This window comes from Mesorhizobium sp. WSM4823 (genome assembly GCF_055811195.1).
Window position 1 is genome coordinate 187,382 of the sequence record NZ_JBVVQL010000005.1, and the last position, 21,705, is coordinate 209,086.

18 protein-coding genes and 2 pseudogenes are annotated in these 21,705 nt (G+C 61.9%); 12 read left to right on the forward strand and 8 right to left on the reverse strand.

What is annotated here, in order from left to right; genetic code table 11:
• Positions 1 to 74: 74 nt before the first annotated feature.
• Positions 75 to 1,934 (forward strand): annotated as a pseudogene (locus AC0L26_RS15725) (ABC transporter ATP-binding protein).
• Positions 1,935 to 1,989: 55 nt separating this feature from the next.
• Here the strand turns inward: AC0L26_RS15725 and AC0L26_RS15730 are convergent.
• Positions 1,990 to 2,418, reverse strand: a complete 429-nt coding sequence (locus AC0L26_RS15730) for a L,D-transpeptidase (RefSeq protein WP_473633366.1) — start codon at positions 2,416 to 2,418, stop codon at positions 1,990 to 1,992.
• Between the two features lie 213 nt (positions 2,419 to 2,631).
• On the opposite strand from AC0L26_RS15730, the gene AC0L26_RS15735 reads away from it, so the two are divergent.
• The 5 genes from AC0L26_RS15735 to AC0L26_RS15755 all read left to right on the forward strand — a co-directional run bounded on the left by AC0L26_RS15735 (position 2,632) and on the right by AC0L26_RS15755 (position 9,365).
• Entirely contained in the window at positions 2,632 to 3,912 is a 1,281-nt protein-coding gene (locus AC0L26_RS15735; RefSeq protein WP_473633367.1) for an acetylornithine deacetylase/succinyl-diaminopimelate desuccinylase family protein, read from the forward strand.
• A gap of 264 nt (positions 3,913 to 4,176) precedes the next feature.
• The gene (locus AC0L26_RS15740; protein ID WP_473633368.1) at positions 4,177 to 5,658 is read left to right on the forward strand and encodes an ABC transporter substrate-binding protein; all 1,482 of its coding nucleotides are present in this window, start codon (positions 4,177 to 4,179) and stop codon (positions 5,656 to 5,658) included.
• Positions 5,659 to 5,911: 253 nt separating this feature from the next.
• Positions 5,912 to 6,859 (forward strand): ABC transporter permease, encoded by a 948-nt coding sequence (locus tag AC0L26_RS15745; protein WP_473633369.1) that lies wholly within the window; start codon positions 5,912 to 5,914, stop codon positions 6,857 to 6,859.
• Positions 6,856 to 7,725, forward strand: a complete 870-nt coding sequence (locus AC0L26_RS15750; RefSeq protein ID WP_473633370.1) for an ABC transporter permease — start codon at positions 6,856 to 6,858, stop codon at positions 7,723 to 7,725. The genes AC0L26_RS15745 and AC0L26_RS15750 overlap by 4 nt, the downstream gene beginning before the upstream one ends.
• The gene (locus AC0L26_RS15755) at positions 7,722 to 9,365 is read left to right on the forward strand and encodes an ABC transporter ATP-binding protein (protein ID WP_473633371.1); all 1,644 of its coding nucleotides are present in this window, start codon (positions 7,722 to 7,724) and stop codon (positions 9,363 to 9,365) included. The genes AC0L26_RS15750 and AC0L26_RS15755 overlap by 4 nt, the downstream gene beginning before the upstream one ends.
• Before the next feature lie 18 nt (positions 9,366 to 9,383).
• On the opposite strand, the gene AC0L26_RS15760 is transcribed toward AC0L26_RS15755, so the two are convergent.
• Positions 9,384 to 9,815, reverse strand: a complete 432-nt coding sequence (locus AC0L26_RS15760; protein WP_352931841.1) for a TerB family tellurite resistance protein — start codon at positions 9,813 to 9,815, stop codon at positions 9,384 to 9,386.
• A gap of 219 nt (positions 9,816 to 10,034) precedes the next feature.
• Here AC0L26_RS15760 and AC0L26_RS15765 point away from each other — a divergent pair, with 219 nt between their 5' ends.
• From AC0L26_RS15765 to AC0L26_RS15775, 3 genes are all read left to right on the forward strand, one after another.
• Positions 10,035 to 10,205, forward strand: coding sequence for a hypothetical protein (locus tag AC0L26_RS15765; RefSeq protein WP_095486751.1), 171 nt, complete (start codon positions 10,035 to 10,037; stop codon positions 10,203 to 10,205).
• Between the two features lie 99 nt (positions 10,206 to 10,304).
• Positions 10,305 to 11,138, forward strand: coding sequence for a helix-turn-helix domain-containing protein (locus tag AC0L26_RS15770; RefSeq protein WP_473633372.1), 834 nt, complete (start codon positions 10,305 to 10,307; stop codon positions 11,136 to 11,138).
• Positions 11,139 to 11,242: 104 nt separating this feature from the next.
• Positions 11,243 to 11,665 carry a VOC family protein gene (locus tag AC0L26_RS15775; RefSeq protein ID WP_473633373.1) on the forward strand — a complete coding sequence of 141 codons (423 nt, stop codon included), beginning with the start codon at positions 11,243 to 11,245 and terminating at the stop codon, positions 11,663 to 11,665.
• Here the strand turns inward: AC0L26_RS15775 and AC0L26_RS15780 are convergent.
• Positions 11,662 to 13,131, reverse strand: a complete 1,470-nt coding sequence (locus AC0L26_RS15780; protein WP_473633374.1) for a cobyric acid synthase — start codon at positions 13,129 to 13,131, stop codon at positions 11,662 to 11,664. The two genes, AC0L26_RS15775 and AC0L26_RS15780, sit on opposite strands and share 4 nt — an antisense overlap.
• Positions 13,131 to 13,745 carry a dimethylsulfonioproprionate lyase family protein gene (locus tag AC0L26_RS15785; protein WP_354490980.1) on the reverse strand — a complete coding sequence of 205 codons (615 nt, stop codon included), beginning with the start codon at positions 13,743 to 13,745 and terminating at the stop codon, positions 13,131 to 13,133. Before AC0L26_RS15785 ends, AC0L26_RS15780 begins: the two co-directional genes overlap by 1 nt.
• A gap of 131 nt (positions 13,746 to 13,876) precedes the next feature.
• On the opposite strand from AC0L26_RS15785, the gene AC0L26_RS15790 reads away from it, so the two are divergent.
• From AC0L26_RS15790 to mmsB, 3 genes are read left to right on the forward strand one after another with little or no spacing between them, the layout of a single operon-like run.
• A complete protein-coding gene (locus AC0L26_RS15790; protein WP_473633375.1) occupies positions 13,877 to 15,043 on the forward strand; it encodes an isobutyryl-CoA dehydrogenase in 1,167 nt (388 codons plus the stop codon).
• Positions 15,044 to 15,073: 30 nt separating this feature from the next.
• Positions 15,074 to 15,442, forward strand: a complete 369-nt coding sequence (locus AC0L26_RS15795) for a four helix bundle protein (protein WP_473633376.1) — start codon at positions 15,074 to 15,076, stop codon at positions 15,440 to 15,442.
• Between the two features lie 50 nt (positions 15,443 to 15,492).
• A complete protein-coding gene (gene mmsB / locus AC0L26_RS15800; RefSeq protein WP_473633377.1) occupies positions 15,493 to 16,377 on the forward strand; it encodes a 3-hydroxyisobutyrate dehydrogenase in 885 nt (294 codons plus the stop codon).
• 311 nt (positions 16,378 to 16,688) lie between these two features.
• On the opposite strand, the gene AC0L26_RS15805 is transcribed toward mmsB, so the two are convergent.
• The 4 genes and pseudogenes from AC0L26_RS15805 to AC0L26_RS15820 form a co-directional block, all read right to left on the reverse strand.
• Complete coding sequence (locus tag AC0L26_RS15805) at positions 16,689 to 16,880, reverse strand: DUF6422 family protein (RefSeq protein WP_473633378.1); 192 nt, start codon at positions 16,878 to 16,880, stop codon at positions 16,689 to 16,691.
• A pseudogene (locus AC0L26_RS15810) lies at positions 16,822 to 16,968 on the reverse strand (DUF6422 family protein); the annotation flags it as partial. The gene AC0L26_RS15805 and the pseudogene AC0L26_RS15810, both read right to left, overlap by 59 nt.
• A 983-nt stretch (positions 16,969 to 17,951) precedes the next feature.
• Entirely contained in the window at positions 17,952 to 19,331 is a 1,380-nt protein-coding gene (locus tag AC0L26_RS15815; RefSeq protein ID WP_473633379.1) for an aspartate aminotransferase family protein, read from the reverse strand.
• 218 nt (positions 19,332 to 19,549) lie between these two features.
• Positions 19,550 to 21,619, reverse strand: a complete 2,070-nt coding sequence (locus AC0L26_RS15820) for a prolyl oligopeptidase family serine peptidase (RefSeq protein WP_473633380.1) — start codon at positions 21,617 to 21,619, stop codon at positions 19,550 to 19,552.
• Positions 21,620 to 21,705 lie beyond the last annotated feature (86 nt).

Below are 21,705 nucleotides of genomic sequence, written 5' to 3' on the forward strand. Positions count from 1 at the left end.
GCGCGTTTTCCCGCTTAGCCCAATCCGTGTTTAAGTACCGGCGGTCGCCGTCTCCTTCGCCTGTTTGCATCGCCATGTGGTTTTCTGATCTCGTTTATCGCCCTTTCGAGACGATTATCCGTCCGCTGGATATCCCACCGACGCCGTTGCCTGCGAGCGGGCCATTTGCGCTGCTCCTGCATTTCGCGCGGATGTTCCGCGGTACTCTTGCGGCCATTACCGTCTTGATGATGGCGGTCGAGGGGATCAACCTCGCGACGATCTGGGGAGCCTCGTTCATTGTCGACGGGGTGAGTGCCAAGGGCGCGGCGGTTTTCCTGCAGGAGGATTGGCTGACGCTAGCCGTTCTCGGCGTTCTGGTTTTCCCCGTACTGCCGCTGCTCATCTTCCTGGGTAATGCGCTGAACTCCCAGACGGTGGCCGTGTGCATGCCGGCGGCGATGCAATGGTAGGGCCACAAGGCGGTGGAACGCCAGGACCTTGCCTTCTTCCACGATCTCTTCGCAGGCCAGGTTGCGTCGCGCATTTCGCAAGTCGCATCCGCCGTGCAGCAGCAGATCGTCGTCGCCTTTTACAGAATACCGCTGTTTTTTGTGCAGCTCGTGGGTTCGCTCGTTCTGCTTGGCGCCTTGTCCTGGCCACTGGCGCTTCCCGTTTTCGTCTGGATCGCTGCCAACATTGCCATCGCGGTGGTGGCGGTACCCCAATATTCCGAACGATCGCGCCGGTCGGCGCGGGGCCGCAGCCTTGTTGTCGGCGCCATGACCGACCTCTACAGCAACATCCAGATGGTCAAGCTGTTTGCGGCGGAAGACAGTGAGGCGGGCGCGATGCGCGCCATCATGGAAAACGCCATCGGGACCCAGCAGCGCGAAAGGCGCATCTATCTGACAACCGACATTGGCGTCGTCCTGCTCAACGTTGTCCTCTTTCTCACCAACGTCGCCATAGGACTCTGGGGGTTTGTCGCCGGCTTCGTCACGATCGGCCAGTTCGCCGCCTCGATCGCCATCGTTCAGCGGCTCAATGCCAACTCCCGTGCCTTCCTGCAGATGGGTCAGCAGATATTCCAGGCGGTGGGCACGATCCGCGACGCGATGCCGGTCGTGACGACGCCGCCAACCATAAAAGATGCGCCGGATGCCAAGCCGCTTGCTGTTACGGCAGGCAAAGTCGAGTTCAAGAACATCCGGTTCGAATATCGAGAGGGTCAAAAGGTGATCAAAGACCTGTCGCTCACCGTGGGTGCCGGCGAGAAGGTCGGGCTCGTCGGCCTCTCCGGCGCCGGCAAGTCGACCCTTGTCAGCCTGCTCCTGCGGTTCTTCGACCTGAAGGGCGGCGCTATCCTGATCGATGGACAGGATGTTCGTGGCGTAACCCAGGCCAGCCTTCGGGAGAGCATCGGCGTCGTCACCCAGGATGTCTCGCTGCTGCATCGCTCCGTCGGCGACAACATTCGCTACGGCCGGCCCGATGCCCCGCAAGGGGAATTGGAGCACGCTGCGATGCTGGCCGAGGCGGACAGCTTTATCGCCGATCTCAGAGATAGCGAAGACCGCACCGGCTATGGAGCCTTCGTGGGCGACCGCGGAGTGAAGCTTTCCGGCGGACAGCGCCAGCGCGTCGCGATCGCCCGGGTGTTGCTCAAGGACGCGCCAATCCTGGTCCTTGATGAGGCGACATCAGCACTGGACAGCGAAGCCGAGGCGGCGGTCCAGGATAAGCTCGCGCTCCTGATGGAGGGCAAGACGGTGATCGCCATCGCTCATCGCCTGTCGACGATTGCCAGGATGGACCGGATCGTCGTTCTCGACAAAGGTCGAATCGTCGAGGAGGGAACGCCATCGGCGCTGCTCGAACGCGACGGGCTTTATGCCCGACTGTGGAAGCGGCAGACCGGCGGCTACATTGCCGACGCCGTCGAGGAGATATGAGCCGCCAGCCGCGAACCCTCTGCTTCTCGCTTCCTTCGCTTGCAGCCAACTACAGTTAGTTGGTCACCACGATCCGCGTGTTGCGAAAGCCGGCTTGCCGGACCATCGAATAGAAGGCGGCGGCATTGGCGGGGTGCAGCCGCACGCAGCCATGCGACGCCGGGCGCCCGAGAGACTTCACCGCTCCCGTGCCATGGATGGCGTAGCCGCCGCGGTAGAACACCGAATGAGGCATCGGCGACATGTCGTATTTGCGCGAATACCACATCCGTGCCGTTCGTTGCGGCCGGTAGCTGCCGCGCGGCGTGATATAACCTTGGCGCGCCGTGGACACGCGCCAGCGGTAAACCGCCTGACCGTATCTTACAGTCATCGTCTGCGATGACACGTCGATCCTTGCAACCAGCTTGGCTGCCCAGCCCTCGACCGAAGAACTGAACAGCATCGTTACCAGTAACGCTGCCATGAGAACGGTCTTTTTCATGCGATCAAACCCCTTTGATTGCCCTTGCCTGCCTGCCTTCACGCTATTCTTGATTTTTTAAATGGCAAGTGAGGTAACCACATACTCCTTGACGAATTCACCAATCCAAAGCAGCGAATTTGAACGATTTCCCGCGATAGTTGCCGCAACAGCACGCGGCGGGGTCCGCCAACAGGCTTGCCAAACCGCACCGTTGGCTGCTCAATTCGCCGAATGAACGAACTTCTCCTGAAAGCGGTCGATAATAGGGTCGACGACCTGGTCGCGCTGACCGCTGACCTGATCCGCTTTCCGACCGTCAATCCGCCCGGCGAAGCCTACCGGCCATGCGCCGAATACGTCGGAGCACGGCTGAAGAAGCGCGGTTTCGAAGTCGAATTCATCCGCGCCGAAGGCACGCCCGGCGACACCGATCTCTACCCGCGCGTCAATGTCGTGGCCCGCTTCGATGGCCGCACGCCCGGCGCCTGCGTGCATTTCAACTCGCATATCGACGTGGTCGAAGCCGGCGACGGCTGGAGCCTCGATCCCTTCGCCGGCATCGTCAGGGACGGCAAGGTCTACGGCCGCGGCGCCTGTGACATGAAGGGGGGCTTGGCCGCCTCGATCATCGCCGTCGAGGCCTTCATGGAGGTCTTCCCCGACTTTCCCGGCGCCATCGAAATTTCAGGCACGGTCGACGAGGAGTCCGGCGGCTTTGGCGGCGTCGCCCATCTGGCAAAGCTCGGCTATTTCTCCAGGCCTAAGGTCGACCATGTCATCATCCCCGAGCCGTTGAACAAGGACCGCATCTGCCTTGGCCATCGCGGCGTCTGGTGGGCGGAGATCGAGACCAAGGGCGAGATCGCCCACGGTTCGATGCCGTTCCTCGGTGACAATGCGGTGCACCACATGGGCGCCGTGCTGAGGGCTTTCGAGGACGAGCTGTTCCCGGCGCTCGACCGCAAGATCACACGCATGCCGGTCGTGCCCGACGGCGCAAAGCGCTCGACCATGAACATCAACTCGATCCATGGCGGCCAGACGGAGGATTTCCGGCCCGGCCTGCCCTCGCCCAATGTGCCCGATTCCTGCCGGCTGACCATCGACCGCCGCTTCCTGCTCGAAGAGGATTTGGGCACCGTCAAAAGCGAGGTGACCGATATCCTCGACCGGCTGAAGCGCGAGCGCAAGAAATTCGACTACGAGATCCGTGACCTCATGGAGGTGCTGCCGCTGATGACCGAGCGCGACGCGCCGGTGGTGAAGGCGGTGGCGCAAGGCATCATGGAGATATTCGACCGCGAGCCCGACTATGTGATTTCGCCCGGCACTTACGACCAGAAGCACATTGCCCGCATCGGCCACATCTACGACTGCATCGCCTACGGCCCGGGCATTCTCGACCTCGCCCACAGGCCCGACGAATGGGTCGGGATATCAGACATGGTCGAATCGGCAAAGGTGATGGCGATCGGGCTGAACATACTGCTCACCGGCGCGGGCGCACGGTAATCCGGTGGCGACGGGCAAGCTTCAATCGCCAGCGCTGGAGCAATTCCAGGAAAAGTGCGTAGCGGTTTTCCGTCCGGAATTGCGTAAAAACAAATACTTGAAGCGGCTCGGTGGTTCTACCAAAAGCTGAACCGCTCTAGCGGTTGACGGAAAAACATTCCTGCCGGCGCTGCCGGAAAGCACGAAACGCAATTTACTCCTCGGCGAAATCACGCTTCTATCCACCGGGTTCTGAGCATTTTTGAGCATATCGGGAGTTGCACGATGAAATTGTGGAAAACCATTCTCACCGCTGCAGGCCTGGTGCTGGCTGCCGAAACATCGGTATTTGCCGCGCGGACCGACCTGGTCATCGGCATCACGCTCGAACCTCCGCATCTCGATCCGACCGCGGGTGCTGCGGCGGCGATCGACGAAATTCTGTACGCCAACGTGTTCGAGGGGCTGACCCGCATCGGTCCGAACGGCGAGGTGCTGCCGGATCTGGCCGAAAGCTGGACCATTTCCGACGACGGCAAGGCCTACACCTTCAAGCTGCATACCGGCGTCAAATTCCATGACGGCACCGACTTCAATGCCGACGACGTGAAATTTTCGCTCGACCGCGCCCGCGCCGACAACTCCGTCAATGCACAAAAGGGCCTGTTCGCCGCCATCGATACGGTCGAGGTGGTCGATCCGGCGACGGTCAAGATTACGCTGAAGAACCCGCAGAGTTCCTTCCTCTACAATATGGGCTGGGGCGACGCGGTCATCGTCGCCCCTGAGACAGCCGACACCAACAAGGAAAAGCCTGTCGGCACCGGCCCGTTAAAATTCCAGAGCTGGGCCAAGGGCTCGTCGATCACGCTGATCAAGTCGGACACTTACTGGGGTGCTCCGGTTGCTCTCGACAAGGCTGAGTTCCGCATCGTTCCCGATGCGGCTGCCGCTGTGCCGGCATTGCTTTCCGGCGACGTCCAGGCCTTCCCCTTCTTCCCCGATCTCGACAGCGTCGCGCAGATCCAGGGCGACCCACGCTTCAAGGTGGTGATCGGCGCGACCGAGGGTGAGACCATCCTTTCGATGAACAACAAGAAACCGCCTTTCGACAAACCTGAGGTCAGACAGGCGATCTCCTTTGCGCTCGACCGCAAGGCGATCATCGACGGCGCTTCGGCCGGTCTCGGCGTGCCGATCGGCTCGCATATGTCGCCCGCGAGCAAAGCCTATGTCGACCTCACCGGCCTCTATCCGCACAATGTCGACAAGGCCAGGGAACTGCTGAAGGAAGCCGGGCTCGAGAACGGCTTCAAGGCGACGCTGAAACTGCCGCCGCCGCCCTATGCGCGGCTGGGCGGCGAGATCATCGCCTCGCAGCTTCGCGATGTCGGCATCGATCTGCAGATCGTACCCGTGGAATGGGCGCAATGGCTGGACCAGGTCTTCACCAAGAAGGACTACGACCTGACCATCGTCTCCCACACCGAGCCCAACGACATCGATATCTATTCGCGCAAGGATTATTACTTCAACTACGACAATCCGACCTTCGACAAGATCATCGCCGATCTGAACCTCACCTCGGACGAGGTCAAGCGCATGACGCTGCTCGGCGAGGCGCAGAAGATACTGGCCGACGATGCCGTGGTCGGTTTCCTCTACGAACTGCCGAAAGTCGGCGTCTGGGACGCCAAGCTCGAGGGTTTTTGGGAAAACGCACCGATCCAGGCCAACGATCTGACCAAGGTGAAGTGGACGGAGTGAGTTGCTGACAGAAAGGCGAAACTTTGCACTCCGTCGCGCCCCCCTCTGTCCTGCCGGACATCTCCCCCTCAAGGGGGGAGATTAAGCCCTCATTACTGCTTTCGCTAACCATCAGCGCTGCAAGGTTAGCGCCGACATGGAAACCGCCAATCTCCCCCCTTGAGGGGGAGATGTCCGGCAGGACAGAGGGGGCTTGGCGGGAACGCGACCTTCATCCAGTTGTCGCGCTGAGCGGACCTGCGGTCCTCCCTCCATGACCGCCTATCTCCTCAAACGTCTCGCCATCGCCATCGTTACCCTGGTTCTGGCCTCGATGGTGGTCTTCGCCGTGCTGGAGATCATTCCCGGCGACCCGGCGCGGCTGATGCTTGGCCTGAACGCCAGCGCTGAGCAGATCGAGTTGCTGCGCAACCAGATGGGCCTCAACGCGCCCCTTGCCGCGCGCTATCTGCACTGGGCCGGCGGCTTGCTGAGCCTCGATTTCGGCCGTTCCTACACCTATTCGGTGCCGGTCATCGACCTGGTCCGCGAGCGCGTCGTCGTCTCGCTGCCGCTGGCGCTGATCGCGCTGGCGCTGTCCACCCTCATTGCCATTCCGGTCGGGCTGTTTTCCGCCGGCCGGCACGGGCGGGCCGGAGACACGATCGCAATGGGCGCCGCACAGCTCGGCGTCGCCGTGCCGAATTTCTGGTTCGCGCTGATGCTGATCTACCTCTTCGCCGTCTGGCTGCGGTTGGTGCCGGCGGGCGGTTTTCCGGGCTGGAGCGCGGGCGTCTGGCCGGCGCTGAAATCGCTGTTCCTGCCGGCGGTCGCGCTCGCCCTGCCGCAAGCGGCGATCCTCGCCCGCGTCACCCGCTCGGCGCTGATCGAAGTGCTGAACGAGGACTATATCCGCACCGCCCGCGCCAAGGGGCTGCCCTATCGCGCCGTCCTGTGGCGGCATGCGTTGCGCAACGCCATGATCCCGGTGCTGACCATTCTCGGCCTGCAGTTCGCCTTCCTGCTCGCCGGCACCATCATCATTGAGAACGTTTTTTACCTGCCGGGCCTCGGCCGGCTGGTGTTCCAGGCGATCACGCAGCGCGACCTGATCGTCGTCGAAAGCGTCGTCATGCTGCTGGTCGCCGCCGTCATTGCCGTCAACCTGCTAGTCGATCTCTCCTATGCGGTCGTCGATCCGCGGCTGAGAAGCCGCCAATGACGCTGCGCTTCGACATCCCAGAAGAAAATTTTGCCGACATCCTCGTCAAGGCCTTCACCAACCGCTCGTTCCTCGCCGGCTTCGTCATCACGGCGCTGGTGGCGGTGGTCGCGATCGTCTCGTTCTTGTGGACGCCTTATGACGTCACCAAGCTGGTGATCGCCGACAAGACGCAAGCACCGTCGCTGGCACACTGGTTCGGCACCGATCATTTCGGTCGCGACATACTGTCGATGATCATGGTTGGCGCCCGCAACTCGATCGCCGTCGCATTGGTGGCGGTCGGCATAGGCATGGGCATCGGCGTGCCGCTCGGTGCCTTTGCCGCGGCGCGCGGCGGCATCCTCGACGAAGCAGTGATGCGGCTCAACGATCTGGTCTTCGCCTTCCCTGCCCTGCTCTCGGCGATCATGATCACCGCCATCTTCGGCCCTGGCGCGCTCAACGCCATCATCGCCATCGGCATCTTCAACATTCCGGTCTTCGCCCGCGTCGCCCGGGCCGGCGCGCTGGCGATATGGCCGCGCGAATTCATCCTTGCCGCGCGCGCCGCCGGCAAAGGCAAGACGCTGATCACGCTGGAACATGTGCTGCCCAACATCGTCACCTTGCTCCTGGTGCAAGGCACCATCCAGTTCGCGCTCGGCATCCTGGCCGAAGCCGGGCTTTCCTATGTCGGGCTCGGCACACAGCCGCCAATGCCGAGCTGGGGGCGGATGCTGTTCGATGCGCAGACCCGCATGGTGGCAGCGCCGTGGATGGCGATCTTTCCGGGCATGGCGATCGTCATCACCGTGCTTGGACTGAACCTGCTCGGCGACGGTATTGCCGACATCCTCGACCCCAAATCGCGGCGGCAGCGATGAGCCTGCTCGAAATCGAAAAATTGTCGCTGAGCATCGGCGACACACCGATCCTGAGGGATGTCGAGCTCTCCGTCGCCCCCGGCGAGGTGATGGGCCTGGTCGGCGAATCCGGCTCGGGCAAGTCGATAACGGCGCTCACGATAATGCAGCTTCTGCCTTGGGCGGCGCGCGCCACCGGGCGTCTCATCTTCGACGGCATCGACATTCTTGCGGCCAGCGAAGACCAGATGTGCGCGCTGCGCGGCGACGATATCGGCATGGTGTTCCAGGAACCGATGACGGCGCTGAACCCGGTCAAGACCATTGGCGAACAAGTCGCCGAAGGCATTCGCTGGCACACCAGGGCAAGCCGAGCCGACGCCGAGGACCGCGCGCGAAAAATGCTCGACCGGGTCGGCCTGCCGGCGGCGCAGTTTCCCTTGTCACGCTATCCGCACGAACTGTCCGGCGGTCAGCGCCAGCGCGTCGTCATCGCCATTGCCTGCGCGCTGAAGCCCAAGCTGCTGATCGCCGACGAGCCGACGACGGCGCTCGATGTGGTGCTGCAGGCGCAGATCCTCGACCTGTTGCGCGATCTGGTCGCGGAAAACCGCATCGGCCTGCTGCTGATCTCGCATGACCTCGCGGTGGTGACCGAGATGGCGGATCGCATCACCATCCTGCGCCACGGCGAAGTGATGGAGGCCGGCGATACGGCGCGCACCTTGTCCGAACAGCTCCATCCCTATACGCGACAACTGGCGCAGGCATCGATGCATGTGCCGGCCCGAGCCAGGACACATGAGGTCGGCCCGGACAACCCCGTGCTCCAGGGTGCCAAACCGCTGCTCCAGGTAGACAGCGTGACGCGGGACTATCCGGGACGTCGCACTTCGCTGTTGAAGCGCGCGCCTCCGATCCGCGCCGTCGACGATGTCTCATTTTCGATGGCACCGGGCCAGTCGGTGGCGCTGGTCGGTCGTTCCGGCTGCGGCAAGTCCACGCTTGCCCGCATGGTCCTGGCGCTGGACGAGCCGACATCGGGAACGATCCGGTTTCGTGGGCAAGACATCACCGGCAAGAGCGAGACTGAGCTCAAGCCGGCACGCCGCGACATGCAGGTGGTGTTCCAGGACCCTTACGGCTCCTTCGATCCGCGCCAGAAGGTCGAAAAGCTGGTCGCCGAGCCACTGCATGTCCTGGAGAAGAAGCCGGGAAATGCCGAGCGGCGCGAGATGGTGGCAAAAGCCTTGCACGAGGTCGGCCTCAGCCCACGCGACATGGACAAATATCCGCACGAGTTTTCAGGTGGTCAGCGCCAGCGCCTGTCGATCGCCCGCGCCATCATCACTCGCCCCAAACTGGTTGTCGCCGACGAGCCTGTCTCGGCGCTCGACGTCTCGATCCGCGCCCAGGTGCTCGATCTGTTCGCCGAGCTCAACCAGAAGCTCGGCATTGCCTACCTCTTCATCACCCACGATCTGACCGTCGCCCGCGCCATTTCAGACCAGGTGATGGTCATGGATGACGGCAGGATCGTCGAGCGCGGCAGGACGAGCGAGGTTCTCGACCACCCGCAATCCGAGGCAGCCAAGGCGCTGGTCACTGCTGCTCCGGACCTGCACCGGGCGATAACGCGCCGGCTACAGGAGCAAGGGTGAACGGCGGGCCGTTGGGGCTTACGTTTGCGGCCTCACCACATCGGCAGGCCTGATGTCGAGCAGGTCGAGCGTGCGGCGCAAGAGCTGCATCTCGGTCCCGGCAAGTTGCGAATCGGCCTTGGCGATCTCGGCCATATGGCGAACAAGCAGCTTGCGCCGCTCGACGTCGAGGTCACGGAACTGCGCGATGGCTTGCGAGCTGTTGGTCTCGTAGCCGAATTCGTTGAGATATTCGATGACGCTGTCGATGCTGGCTTCCGGAATGCCGAAGGCCTCCCGGCAGATGCGCCTGAAGGCGGCCATTTCGCTCTCGCTGACCGTGCCGTCGGCGAGGATCATGCGAAACAGCATGAGCAATTCCGCCGACAGCACAGGATCGTCCGCGACCTTGCGCACGCCGGGGTCGCCGTCGAAGATCGAGCGTATCTGGTCCAGCAAAGCGAATGCCATCAGCGTCCCTTTCCGATTCGTTGCGAATAGGTAGCGCGGAATCGGCCTTGCGCAAACGGGTGGTCGAACGCGCCGGACGTCTCTCTCCCCGCAACTATCCGATGTTCGATCTTGCCACCCAGACCCTCGTCATGCTCAAACCCGCTGCGCACGCTAATTGGTGTGTGGCGGCGTGACTGATAGTATGTGGCCGTACGAATCATGTTGGAGGAGCCACACATGAATCTCAGTGCGCCTACACAGCTTATTTTCATCATATCCCTTGTTATCGCCATTCTTGGCCTTCTCGCCGCTTTTGGCGTCCTTGCGTTCATTCCCATACCCGCGGTTTGGATTGCCCTCATCGCTTATATCGTGCTTGCCGGTGGCTGCTTGATGCGCGGCGCCTAAGCACTCAAATCTCAGGCAACTCGGAGCGTCCGGCCACAAGCCGGGCGCTTTTGATTCTGAGGGCAGGTCTGCTACTGTTCCCCAGCGGAAGGAAAATTCATGTCCGCCAAAGGCGAAGACGGCAGCAATCATCACAGCCCCGGCCTCGGCCGGTTCGAGATGGTGCGGCGTGCGCCCGGCCCTGAGCTTCACGGCGCGGTCACCGATATCTGCTTCTATCACGAAACGGCACCGGGCTATTTCCGCAACGTCGAATATGCATCGCTGACCGTGCCGCTGGTCATCAGTTTTGCCGAACCCTTCGCCATCGGTCTCGGCAAGAATCCCAGCGACAATGACCGCTTTGCCAGTTTCGCCGCCGGCCTCTACGCCGGTCCGGTGGTGATCGAATCCTACGGTGGCGCCTGCTGTGTCCAGGTCAATTTCACACCGCTCGGCGCCCGCCGCTTCTTCGGCCTTCCGATGAGCGAGCTGACCGACCGCATGGTCGGCCTCGACGATGTGCTCGGCCTCGAAGGCATCGCGCTGCGCGAAAGGCTTGGAAACGCGCGCGACTGGAGCGCACGCTTTGCCATCGTCGAGGCATTCGTCGCGACACGGCTGACTGAGGCCCGGGAAACGCAGGCCGAAATCGCTTGGGCCTATGAACGGATCATCACCTCGGGCGGCCGTATCCGCGTGTCGTCGCTTGCCGGCAGGCTGGGCTGGAGCCGCAAGCATCTCTTGGGGAAATTCTCCAACGCGATCGGCGTCGGGCCAAAGACATTGTCGCGCATCGTCCGCTTCAACCGGGCGCTCGGGCTGTCGAGGCAGGACAAATCCGATTGGGCCGATATCGCTGCCGACTGCGGCTATGCCGACCAGGCGCATCTGGTGCGCGAATTCCGCGAACTTGCCGGCGAAACGCCGACGACGCTTGCCGCCCAGGCATAGACGCGCAGGGTCCTTTCCAGGACGCTCAGGTAACATTTCTTCAAGACGCCACAACAACCTTCGCCCAGACTGGGTTATCACCAATCCAAACGAAGGAGGTCGTCATGCCGAATACCACCGAAGCGCCCAGGCTCTATCCCACCTTACGGTACCGCAATGCCGCGAAGATGATCGATTGGCTGGGTGAAGCCTTCGGCTTTGCCGTTCGTGCCCGCTACGGCGAAGGCGATATCGTCCAGCACGCTGAACTGACTTTCGGCTCCTCGATGATCATGTTGGGCACCGCACGCGACGACAAGTTTGGCCAGATGATCGGTGCACCGAGCCCAGGTGGTGGCAGATCGATCTACGTTGCCGTTGACGATGCCGATGCCGCCTATGCCAAAGCAAAAAAGGCCGGCGCCGAAATACTGGAAGAGCTCACCGACCGCGACTATGGCAGCCGCGAGTTCATCTGCCGCGATCCGGAAGGCAATGTCTGGTCGTTTGGCACCTACTGGCCGAAGGCCGCCGAGCCCGCCAGCTAACGGGCAAGGCCAAAGATGGCGTCGCAGTCGAGGTGGGTCTCCAACTCGGCTGCGACCTCGTCCAGCGCCCGTTCGACCTCGGCGCGATAATCGATGCCGCCGCCTTTGACGCCAAGGTTTTCCAGGAATTTCGCTCGAAAAGCGTCGGCGGAAAACAGCCCGTGCAGATAGCTGCCGGATACCTTGCCGTCGGTCGAGATGGCGCCGTCATCGACGCCGTTAATGACGGCGGACGGCCGCAGCGTGTCCGGTCCGGTGGTGCGGCCGAGATGGATCTCGTAGCCCTCAAGCGGCAGGTCGAATGGCACGGAATGCGCGCTGACATTGCGCACCGTCTTTTCCGGCTCCATCACCGTTTCGATATCGAGCAAGCCAAGGCCTTCCGCCTCGGTTACACTGCCCTCGATACCGTCGGGGTCGCGCACGATTTTGCCCAGCATCTGGAAGCCGCCGCAGATGCCGACAATGTAGCCGCCGCGCTTGCGATGCGCGAGAAGGTCGCGATCCCAGCCATTCTCGCGAAATTTCAGGAGATCGGCGATCGTCGACTTGGAGCCGGGAATGACCACCAGCCCGGCGTCCTCCGGGAGGTGCTGGCCAGGCGGCACGAAGACCACCTCGACTTCGCGTTCGGCCTTGAGCGGGTCGAGATCGTCGAAATTGGCGATGCGTGAAAGCATGGGCACCGCGACCTTCAACGCGCGCTTCTCGCCGGAAGCCAGGCGCTCAAGCACAACGGAATCTTCCGAGGGCAACCGCGCTGCCGCCTTCAGCCACGGCACGACGCCAAAACAGCGCCAGCCGGTGAACGTCTTGATCGCCTTGATGCCGTCATCGAACAGCGAGACATCGCCACGGAACTTGTTGATGAGATAGCCGACGATCATGCGCCGGTCCTCTTCCGGCAGGATCAGGTGTGTGCCGGCGAGCGAGGCGATGACGCCGCCGCGATCGATATCGCCGACGAGGATCACCGGCACGTTGGCGCGCGTGGCAAAGCCCATATTGGCAATGTCGCGGCTCCTGAGATTGATCTCGGCCGGCGAGCCGGCGCCCTCGACGATGACCAGATCGGCGCCCTCGCCGACCTTTGCCCAGGAGTCCAGCACCGCATCCATCAGTTGGCCCTTCAGCGTCTGATAGTCGCGCGCCCTCGCCTCGCCGAACACCTTGCCCTGCACCACCACTTGCGCGCCGATATCGGTCTGCGGCTTGAGCAGCACCGGGTTCATGTGGACGGAAGGCGTCACGCCACAAGCGATCGCCTGCAGCCATTGGGCGCGGCCGATCTCGCCACCGAGTTTGTCGCCGGGAATGTCGGCGACGGCGGCATTGTTCGACATGTTCTGCGGCTTGAACGGCCGCACCTTCAGCCCGCGTTTTTTCGCCGCGCGGCACAGACCCGCGACCAGCACCGTTTTGCCGACATCGGAGCCGGTGCCTTGCAGCATGATCGCCCTGGCCATCAGTCCTTGCCCTGTGCCGTCGTTCCTGTGATCGTCGATTTTGCCGCCAACGGCCCGTCGCGCCAGATGTAGAGCGCCAGCAGCGGCTCCTTGCCGGTGCGCATGGCGTGGCTGACATTGGAGGCATGGTGGATCACCTCACCCGCCTCGCGCCTGCGAAATTCGCCTTCGCCCATGCGCCACTGCGTGCCGCCGGTCAGCGGAATGTAGATTTCCTCGGCGACGTGATGATGGTCGGGATAGACGATATCTGGCCCGAGGATCAGGAGACCGGCCGCAACCTCGTCATTGACGAAATGGCCGCGCGTACCAAAGATCTCCAGCCAGCCGTATCTGGCCAGGAATTCCGCGCCGAAATCGGCGGCGCTGTAGGTCTGGCCCCAGCGCAGCTCATTGCGATGCGCCGTGAGGAACCGCGCCAGCGATCTGGCATCTGGCGGTGCAAGTTCCGCAGCGCGATCGAGATAGCGAAGGCAAGGCAGGCGATGCGGCTCGAGCGGACGGACCGGCATGTCCCAGCCGATCCGGGTCACCGCATCGCCCACCAGCGCATCATCGAAGGTTTCGAGATAGGTTCGGAAATGCTCAAGCAGTTCATTTGAATTCGTCGACACATCTGACTCCGATTCACGCACAGCCGTTCCGCGGAGGGTCAGCTTGCGCGGCGGCATCATTGGTCTAGATTGGTGCGCGCGCAAAGCCAAAAACGACAGGCCAGCAGGCCGGAAACATCAGGGAGCACGCCATGGACGCCGCTGTCGATGCGAGCACCAGCCAGTTCGAACTCAACGAGGACCAGCGCGCGATCCAGGAGATGGCCGAGGCCTTCGCCGCCGACCGCGTCGCGCCGAACGCGCTCGACTGGGACCGCAACAAGCATTTTCCGGCGGATGTGATCCGCGAGACCGGCCCGCTCGGCCTCGGCGGCATCTATGTCGGTGACGATGTCGGCGGCTCGGCGCTCGGCCGGCTCGACGCGGTGCTGATCTTCGAAGCGCTTTCGCGCGCCGATCCGGCCTTTTCCTCCTTCATCTCGATCCACAACATGGCGGCGTCGATGATCGACCGCTTCGGCAGCGACGAGCAGCGCCAGCACTTCCTGCCGAAGCTGACCTCGATGGAATGGCTGGCCAGCTATTGCCTGACCGAGCCGGGCTCGGGATCGGATGCGGCGGCGCTGAAGACGCGCGCGCTGAAAAGCGGCGGCGATTATGTGCTGAACGGCGTCAAGCAGTTCATCTCGGGCGCCGGCGACAGCGACATCTACATCGTCATGGCGCGCACCGGCGCCGACGGGCCGAAGGGCATTTCCACCTTCGTCGTGCCGAAGGATGCGCCCGGCCTGTCCTTCGGTTCCAACGAGCACAAGATGGGCTGGCACATGCAGTCGACCCGCCAGGTCGTCTTCGAGGACTGCAAGGTTCCGGCGCAAAACCTGCTCTCGGCCGAAGGCGCCGGCTTCGGCATCGCCATGGCCGGGCTTGACGGCGGCCGGCTCAACATCGCCGCCTGTTCGCTGGGGGGCGCGCAATCGGCGCTCGACAAGGCGCTGTCCTACACCGCCGAGCGCAAGGCCTTCGGTTCCAAGATCAACCAATTCCAGGCGCTGCAATTCAAGCTCGCAGACATGGAGACCGAGCTGCAGGCAGCACGGATATTCCTCTACGCCGCCGCCTCGAAGCTCGACCGCAAGGCACCGGATGCCTCGAAATGGTCGGCGATGGCCAAGCGCTTCGTCACCGACATCGGCTTCAACATCGCCAACGACGCCCTGCAACTGCATGGCGGCTACGGCTATTTGCACGATTACGGCATCGAGAAGCTGGTCCGGGACCTGCGTGTCCACCAGATTCTCGAAGGCACCAACGAGATCATGCGCGTCATCATCGCACGTGCCCTGATCGGCCGCTAAAGCATCTAGGCAGTAGGCAGTAGGTGAAAGATGGCCGGCAAGATCAATTCGTACAAGGATCTTATCGTGTGGCAGCAGGCGATGGATCTGGCCGTCACCACTTACTCGTTGACCAAGGCATGGCCAAAAGAGGAATTGTATGGGTTGACCAGCCAAATCCGCCGCTCAGCGACCTCTATCCCCGCGAATATCGCGGAAGGTTATGGCCGAGACAACAGAGGCTCTTATCAGCAATTTCTCAGGATAGCTCAAGGCTCGCTGAAGGAGTTCGAGACACACCTCCAGATCGCTGAACGCATTGGCCTTGCCACCCATGATCAAGCCTATCACATGCTGTTAGCAACCGAGGGCATCGGAAAAATGCTTCGCCAACTTATTATCAAGCTTGCGCCCGAATAGACCGCCTACTGCCTACTGCCTACTGCCTCACCCAAACACGGAGTGCCATTATGACCACCATTGCCTTCATCGGCCTCGGCAATATGGGCAACCCGATGGCCGCCAACCTCGTCAAGGCGGGATATGCCGTGCACGGCTTCGACCTGGTGCCGGAAAATCTCGTCATCGCCAGAGACCATGGCGTCGTCGTCATGGCCAATGCCCTTGCCGCGGTGAAGGCGGCCGATGTGGTCATCACCATGCTGCCGGCCGGCAAGCACGTCCTGTCGGTCTATGACGACATCGCGCCCAAGGCGAAACAAGGCGCGCTGTTCATTGATTCCTCGACCATCGACGTCGAATCGGCACGAAAAGCCCACGCCATTGCTGCCAAACATGGGCTGCTGTCGATCGACGCGCCGGTTTCCGGCGGCACTGGCGGCGCCACCGCCGGCACGCTGACCTTCATGGCCGGGGGCTCGAAGGATGCCTTCGCCAAAGCCGAGCCAATCCTCACGCCGATGGCCGGCCGCATCGTCCATTGCGGCGGCGATGGCGCCGGACAGGGGGCAAAGATCTGCAACAACATGATCCTAGGCATTTCGATGATCGGCGTCGCCGAAGCCTTCGTTCTGGCGGAAAAGCTTGGCCTGTCCCATCAGGCGCTGTTCGACGTCGCCTCGACCTCGTCGGGCCAGTGCTGGTCGCTGACCACCTACTGCCCGGTGCCCGGCCCGGTGCCGACGTCTCCGGCCAACAATGGCTACATGCCGGGGTTTGCCGCAGCACTGATGCTGAAGGACCTGAAACTGTCGCAGGAAGCCGCGCAAAGCGCCGGTGCGGTGACGCCGCTCGGCGCCGAGGCCGCCCAGCTTTACGCGCTGTTCAACGCCCAGGGACACGCCGGTGTCGATTTTTCAGGCATCATAAATTTCCTGCGCGGTACCCCGGCGTAATGCATGTCGCCCAAAAGCTTGCTCTCGGGCTTGACCCGAGCGTGCGCAACTCGACAGGGTTTTTTGATTTCCTGGCAAAGAAACATCGCAAATTTAGATTTGCTTAAACTCTCGATAACCCGCCGGTAACGATGTGCCTGTAAAACGGAATGCGAGGCGGCATATCGCATCCGCCCGGCGCTCCGGATCAGGTCTCGCGTACCGGAGCCCGTAAGTTTCGCAAGTGTTCTGGTAGCGAAGCGCCATGCGTATCTGGCAAAGCCGCGTTCCCGATGGAGCGCGGTTTTTGCGTTTCGCCGTATCGTGCGAGCTTACGTGGAAAGATGTCTTGATGGTGGATGGCCGCAACTGCGCACGGGAGAGAAGCCCGGATCGACGGTGACCAGCGTTAAACAGGTCCCACCATCGCCTGTGTAATCGGGGCACCCACAGTTGCCTTGCCCCTCAATGTGCGCGTGGCACGGACTCCCGACCCCAAAACCCGTCGTCAGGCAACTGTACACTTGTTCGCGCCAGCATCGCTGCGGCCTCTTTCCTCGCGCTGATGATCAAGAACGCGGCTTTTTCCAGAACTTCCGATTGTTCAACCGTGAGATCTCCCGAGACAGATGTTTAAACATTTGTCACTCCCTCTGCTTCCAACAGACCCGACATCCTTGACAGCCAAGCTGATCGAAAGGCGCGCAATTTCCTCTCGCTGCCGATCGGGTGAAGTTGACAGGACCGGACTTACAGATGGCTTACGAACGTCACGGCTGAGCGGCCGGCGGTCGATCTCTTCGCTTTCTCGAAAGGCCGCTTCGGATGGAAGCCGTAACTCAATGCGGTCTTTCAGTCGCGAGCGCCGCTTGCTGGAACTCGGTCAATCAGTCGGAGACCCAATGGTATTTTTAACGGAACACTAATATACATGGACGCTCGGACGAGCAGCGCCTGCCAATACTTGAGGTAAGCCATGCGAAAGTTCATCTTCACGGCAATGTGTATCGCCGCCGCAACAGCCGCCAACGCTCACGATTGGTACGAAGACAAGATTGACCCACAGACGAAATTCAAGTGTTGCGGTGGCTCTGATTGCCGCGCCATACCTCGGTCTTCGGTGCGGTCCAGGATAGACGGCGGTTACACTTATTTGCCGCATAACTTCACTATTCCACGGGACCGCGTACAGGAATCCCCTGACGGCCAATACCATATCTGCGAGAATACATACGCCGTAACTAATCAGCTGTATTGGCGTTGCTTTTTCGCACCTCGTGTCGATGTCTCTCTACTTCTCACACGTTAAGGTAAATATTGCGCGTCACCGCCGGAGTCCTCGTAGTGACCCCTGGTGAGCGGCTGTTCCGGGTTATCGACCTGGGGCAGAACCGACACGGTGCGCAACAGATTGATGTTGCGTTCGATGACCCATCGAATGTTTCTGATAGCTGACCCTCTAGGGTTTGTATTTCAGGGCGTAGAGACCTGATTGACGCCCTCGCGGCCGATCCTCGCCTGGCGAGCTCTTCGGCAGAATGGGGCGTTCAAACGCCGGGCGTCCGGCTGCAGGACGCCCGGCAATTGTCTTTGCCTTACCGCTTGCGCAAATCGGCTTGCGCCAGATCAAGCGCATTGGCGATGCGCTCGCAGGCCATGTCGATCGTCTCGCTCGTCCAGATCAGCGGCGGCGACAAGATCATCGTGTCGCCGGTGGCGCGCAGCATCATGCCTTGCGCGATCGCGTGGTCGCGGACAATCACGGCCGCGCTCCCGGCCGGCAGGAAGCGCTCCTTGGTCGCCTTATCCCTGACGATCTCGATCGCCCCCATCAGCCCGATCGAGCGCACTTCGCCGACCAGATCGTGACCGCCAATGTGCTCCTGCAGCGCCTTGGCGAAATAGGGTCCGGTGTCGTTCTTGACCCGATCGACCAGACCTTCCCGCTCCATGATCTCGAGGTTTTTCAGCGCCACGGCGCAGGCCACGGGGTGGCCGGCATAAGTGTAGCCGTGATTGAACTCGCCGCCCTTCTCGACCAGAGTCGCGGCGATGCGGTCGCCGACCAGCAGCGCCGACAGCGGCTGATAACCGGAGGTCAGCGCCTTGGCGGTGGTGATGGTATCGGGCTCGATGCCGAAGGTCTGAGCTGCGAACCACTCGCCGGTGCGGCCATAGCCGGTGATGACCTCGTCCAGCATCAGGAGGACATCGTATTTGCGGCAGATGCGCTGTACTTCCGGCCAATAGCTCATCGGCGGTATCTTCACGCCGCCTGCCCCCATCACCGGTTCGCCGATGAAGGCGGCGACCTTGTCGGCGCCGGCTTCGAGGATTGCATCCTCGACGGCCTTGGCCGCGCGCAGGCCGAAATCATGGTCACTTTCGCCAGGCAGAGCCAGCTCGTAGGCATAAGGCATCATCACATGGACGATGTTGGGAACCGCGCCGTTGAGCTGCTTGTGCATCGGCTCCATGCCGCCCAGCGACGTGCCGGCAATGGTCGAGCCGTGATAGGCCGTCTTGCGCGAAATGATACGGTTCTTCTCCGGCTTGCCTTCCAGTGCCCAATAGTGGCGGACAAGGCGCAACGCCGTGTCGTTGGCCTCCGAACCGGACGAGCCGTAGATCACCTGGTTGACGTGTTTCGGCGCCAGTTCCGCCAGCTTTTTGGCCAGCAGCACCGGGGTCGGTGTCGAGCATTTGAAGAAGGAATTGTAGTAGGGCAGTTCCTTCATCTGGGCGTAAGCCGCGTCGGCCAGTTCGTCGCGTCCGTAACCGACATTGACGCACCATAGCCCGGCCATGCCGTCGAGGATTTCCGTGCCTTCGGAATCGTAGATGAACGGACCACTGGCGTGGGTGATGATGCGTGAGCCCGCCTCGCGCATCTCCTTATGGTCGGTGAACGGATGAAGGTGATGCGCGGCATCGATCTGCTGAAGCTGCTTCAGCGAATAATTTTGATAAGTCATGTCTGATCTTTCCTCTTTGAACCAATCGGCGTTTTGCCGGGGCGGATTCGTCAGAGGTGCGCGGGCGGCGAATAGCCGATGCGGGCGCAAAGCCGCAAAAGCTCGGCGCGAAGCGTGCGCGGCGACGGCGTCACCGCCACCCCAAATGCGCGACATGTCTTCATCCGAGCCATGCAGCACCTTATGCCGCCCGATACGATCAGTTCAAGCAGTTCCGTTCAGGCCGTTCCGTTCAGCGCACGTTGCAGGAAGACATACTTCATCGCCGCCTGTGCTGCCTGCGGCCGACGATCGCCGCGCCCGCCATGGCCGCCCTCGGTCTCCTCGAAGAACAGCGTATTGGCCTGCCCGGCAGCCTGCAGCCGCGCCGCCATCTTGCGCGCATGGCCGGGATGGACGCGGTCGTCGGCGGTCGACGTTGTCAGCAGCACCGGCGGATAGGCCGCATCGGTCTTTACATGCTGATAAGGTGAGTAAGCGGCCAGCCACGCGGCCTCCTCCGGCTTCGCCGGATCGCCATACTCGGCCATCCAGGATGAGCCGGGCGGCAGCTCGGTATAACGCAGCATGTCGAGCAGCGGCACGTCGATGATCACCGCACCGAAAAGCTCCGGATTCTGGGTCAACGAAACGCCCGTCAGCAAGCCGCCATTCGAGCCGCCCTGGATACCGAGCGTCGCCGGCGTGGCGATGCCACGTTTCACTAGGTCCTGCGCGACCGCGGCGAAATCGTCAAAGGCCTTCTGCCGGTTGGCCTTGAGCGCGGCCTGATGCCAGTTCGGGCCGAACTCGCCGCCGCCGCGGATATTGGCCTGGACATAGGCATTGCCCTTTTCCAGCCACAGCCTGCCGCGCACACCGGCATAGCCGGGCAGCAACGGCACTTCGAAGCCGCCATAGCCGTAAAGCAGCGTCGGCACCGGCCCGTCCTGGTCGCGCCGCCTGACGACGAAGTACGGGATCATAGTGCCGTCTTTCGAGCGTGCCTCGAACTGTTCCGAGACAAGGGAGGCAGAATCGAAACGCGCCGGCTGCGATTTCACCGTCATAAGCGTCGCAGCATTGTCGTCCGACCAGATGATCGAACTCGGCGTCAGAAAATCGGTGAAGGAGAAGGAGACGCTGGAGCCGAAATGTTCGGCATGGGCGATGCCGACATTGCCATTCTCCGGCAGCGCGACAGGTTCCAGCGACCAGCTGTCATGGTTGCGCTCGCAGACGACGACCTTGCCGCGTACATTGTCCATCAGATTGATGAACAACCGGTCCTGCGTACGGGCAATGCCGGCGATGGAAACGCGCTGCGCCGGCTGGAGCACGGTTTCCACCTGATCTAACGCGCCGGTTTCGATCCAGCGTGCGAAATCCAGCGAATAGAGGCCGTCAGGCTGGCACAGCGTGCCGTCCGGCGCCGTCCACGGACTGCGCACCCCAAAGACGAACTGATCCCGAAACAGCGCCGTGTCGGTGACGTCATCCGGCAGCGGAATGCGCTTGTTTTGGCCGGAAGGCAGGCGCAGAAAACTGTGCGAGGCGAAGAAGTCGAGCGTCCGGGTCAGGAACAGATGCCGCTTATCGCCGTCGTATTCGAGGGAACCGCCGGCGGCGAGATCCTGCTTCTGCGCCTCGAAGATCGGGGTCGCATCCTCCAGCCTGGTGCCGCGCTGCCAAAGCTTGACCACCCGCGGATAACCGGACTGGGTTTTTTCGTCCTCTTCGAAGGCAGCCGAGACGATGACCGTGTCCTTGTCCAGCCAGCCGAAGCCGGACTTCGAGGCAGGTGCACGAAAGCCGCCCTCGACAAAGGACTTGGTGTCGATATCGAATTCGCGCATCTCACTGGCGTCGCCGCCATCCGGCGACATCGAGAGCAGGCAGCGGGTGAAGTCGGGATAAAGCCGGCTGGCGCCGCTGAACACCCATTTCACACCCTCTTTGGCCGACAGCATGTCGAAGTCGATGATCGTCTCCCACTGCGGCTTCTCGTTCTTGTAGGAAGCGACCGTCGTGCGCCGCCAGAGGCCGAGCACATTGGTCTTGTCCTGCCAGAAATTATAGACGTGGCCGTTGAGTGCAGACCCGACCGCAATGTTGTCCTCGGCCGTCATCAGGTCGAGCGCGGTTTGGAAGTAGGCCTGGTAAGACGGATCGCCCTGCAATTCACCTGTTGTAACCTCGTTCTGACGGTGAACCCAGTCGAGCGCTTCCTTGCCTGTCCTGTCCTCCAGCCAGAGAAAGGGATCTTCGTCCGCCGAATTCGGCTGCGTCTTTGTGTTTGGTCTGGTCATGTGGTCTCCGAAAATTCGTCAAGCTCGGTGCCACACATCGGCATGACGCTATCGAGATTCAATTGAAACACATAAAACGAACGGCC

Excerpts from the sequence above, each read along its gene's own strand:
- AC0L26_RS15730 (WP_473633366.1), bottom strand. The coding sequence starts at position 2,418 with ATGAAAAAGACCGTTCTCATGGCAGCGTTACTGGTAACGATGCTGTTC.
- AC0L26_RS15735 (WP_473633367.1), top strand. The coding sequence starts at position 2,632 with ATGAACGAACTTCTCCTGAAAGCGGTCGATAATAGGGTCGACGACCTG.
- AC0L26_RS15740 (WP_473633368.1), top strand. The coding sequence starts at position 4,177 with ATGAAATTGTGGAAAACCATTCTCACCGCTGCAGGCCTGGTGCTGGCT.
- AC0L26_RS15745 (WP_473633369.1), top strand. The coding sequence starts at position 5,912 with ATGACCGCCTATCTCCTCAAACGTCTCGCCATCGCCATCGTTACCCTG.
- AC0L26_RS15750 (WP_473633370.1), top strand. The coding sequence starts at position 6,856 with ATGACGCTGCGCTTCGACATCCCAGAAGAAAATTTTGCCGACATCCTC.
- AC0L26_RS15755 (WP_473633371.1), top strand. The coding sequence starts at position 7,722 with ATGAGCCTGCTCGAAATCGAAAAATTGTCGCTGAGCATCGGCGACACA.
- AC0L26_RS15760 (WP_352931841.1), bottom strand. The coding sequence starts at position 9,815 with ATGGCATTCGCTTTGCTGGACCAGATACGCTCGATCTTCGACGGCGAC.
- AC0L26_RS15765 (WP_095486751.1), top strand. The coding sequence starts at position 10,035 with ATGAATCTCAGTGCGCCTACACAGCTTATTTTCATCATATCCCTTGTT.
- AC0L26_RS15770 (WP_473633372.1), top strand. The coding sequence starts at position 10,305 with ATGTCCGCCAAAGGCGAAGACGGCAGCAATCATCACAGCCCCGGCCTC.
- AC0L26_RS15775 (WP_473633373.1), top strand. The coding sequence starts at position 11,243 with ATGCCGAATACCACCGAAGCGCCCAGGCTCTATCCCACCTTACGGTAC.
- AC0L26_RS15780 (WP_473633374.1), bottom strand. The coding sequence starts at position 13,131 with ATGGCCAGGGCGATCATGCTGCAAGGCACCGGCTCCGATGTCGGCAAA.
- AC0L26_RS15790 (WP_473633375.1), top strand. The coding sequence starts at position 13,877 with ATGGACGCCGCTGTCGATGCGAGCACCAGCCAGTTCGAACTCAACGAG.
- AC0L26_RS15795 (WP_473633376.1), top strand. The coding sequence starts at position 15,074 with ATGGCCGGCAAGATCAATTCGTACAAGGATCTTATCGTGTGGCAGCAG.
- mmsB (WP_473633377.1), top strand. The coding sequence starts at position 15,493 with ATGACCACCATTGCCTTCATCGGCCTCGGCAATATGGGCAACCCGATG.
- AC0L26_RS15815 (WP_473633379.1), bottom strand. The coding sequence starts at position 19,331 with ATGACTTATCAAAATTATTCGCTGAAGCAGCTTCAGCAGATCGATGCC.
- AC0L26_RS15820 (WP_473633380.1), bottom strand. The coding sequence starts at position 21,619 with ATGACCAGACCAAACACAAAGACGCAGCCGAATTCGGCGGACGAAGAT.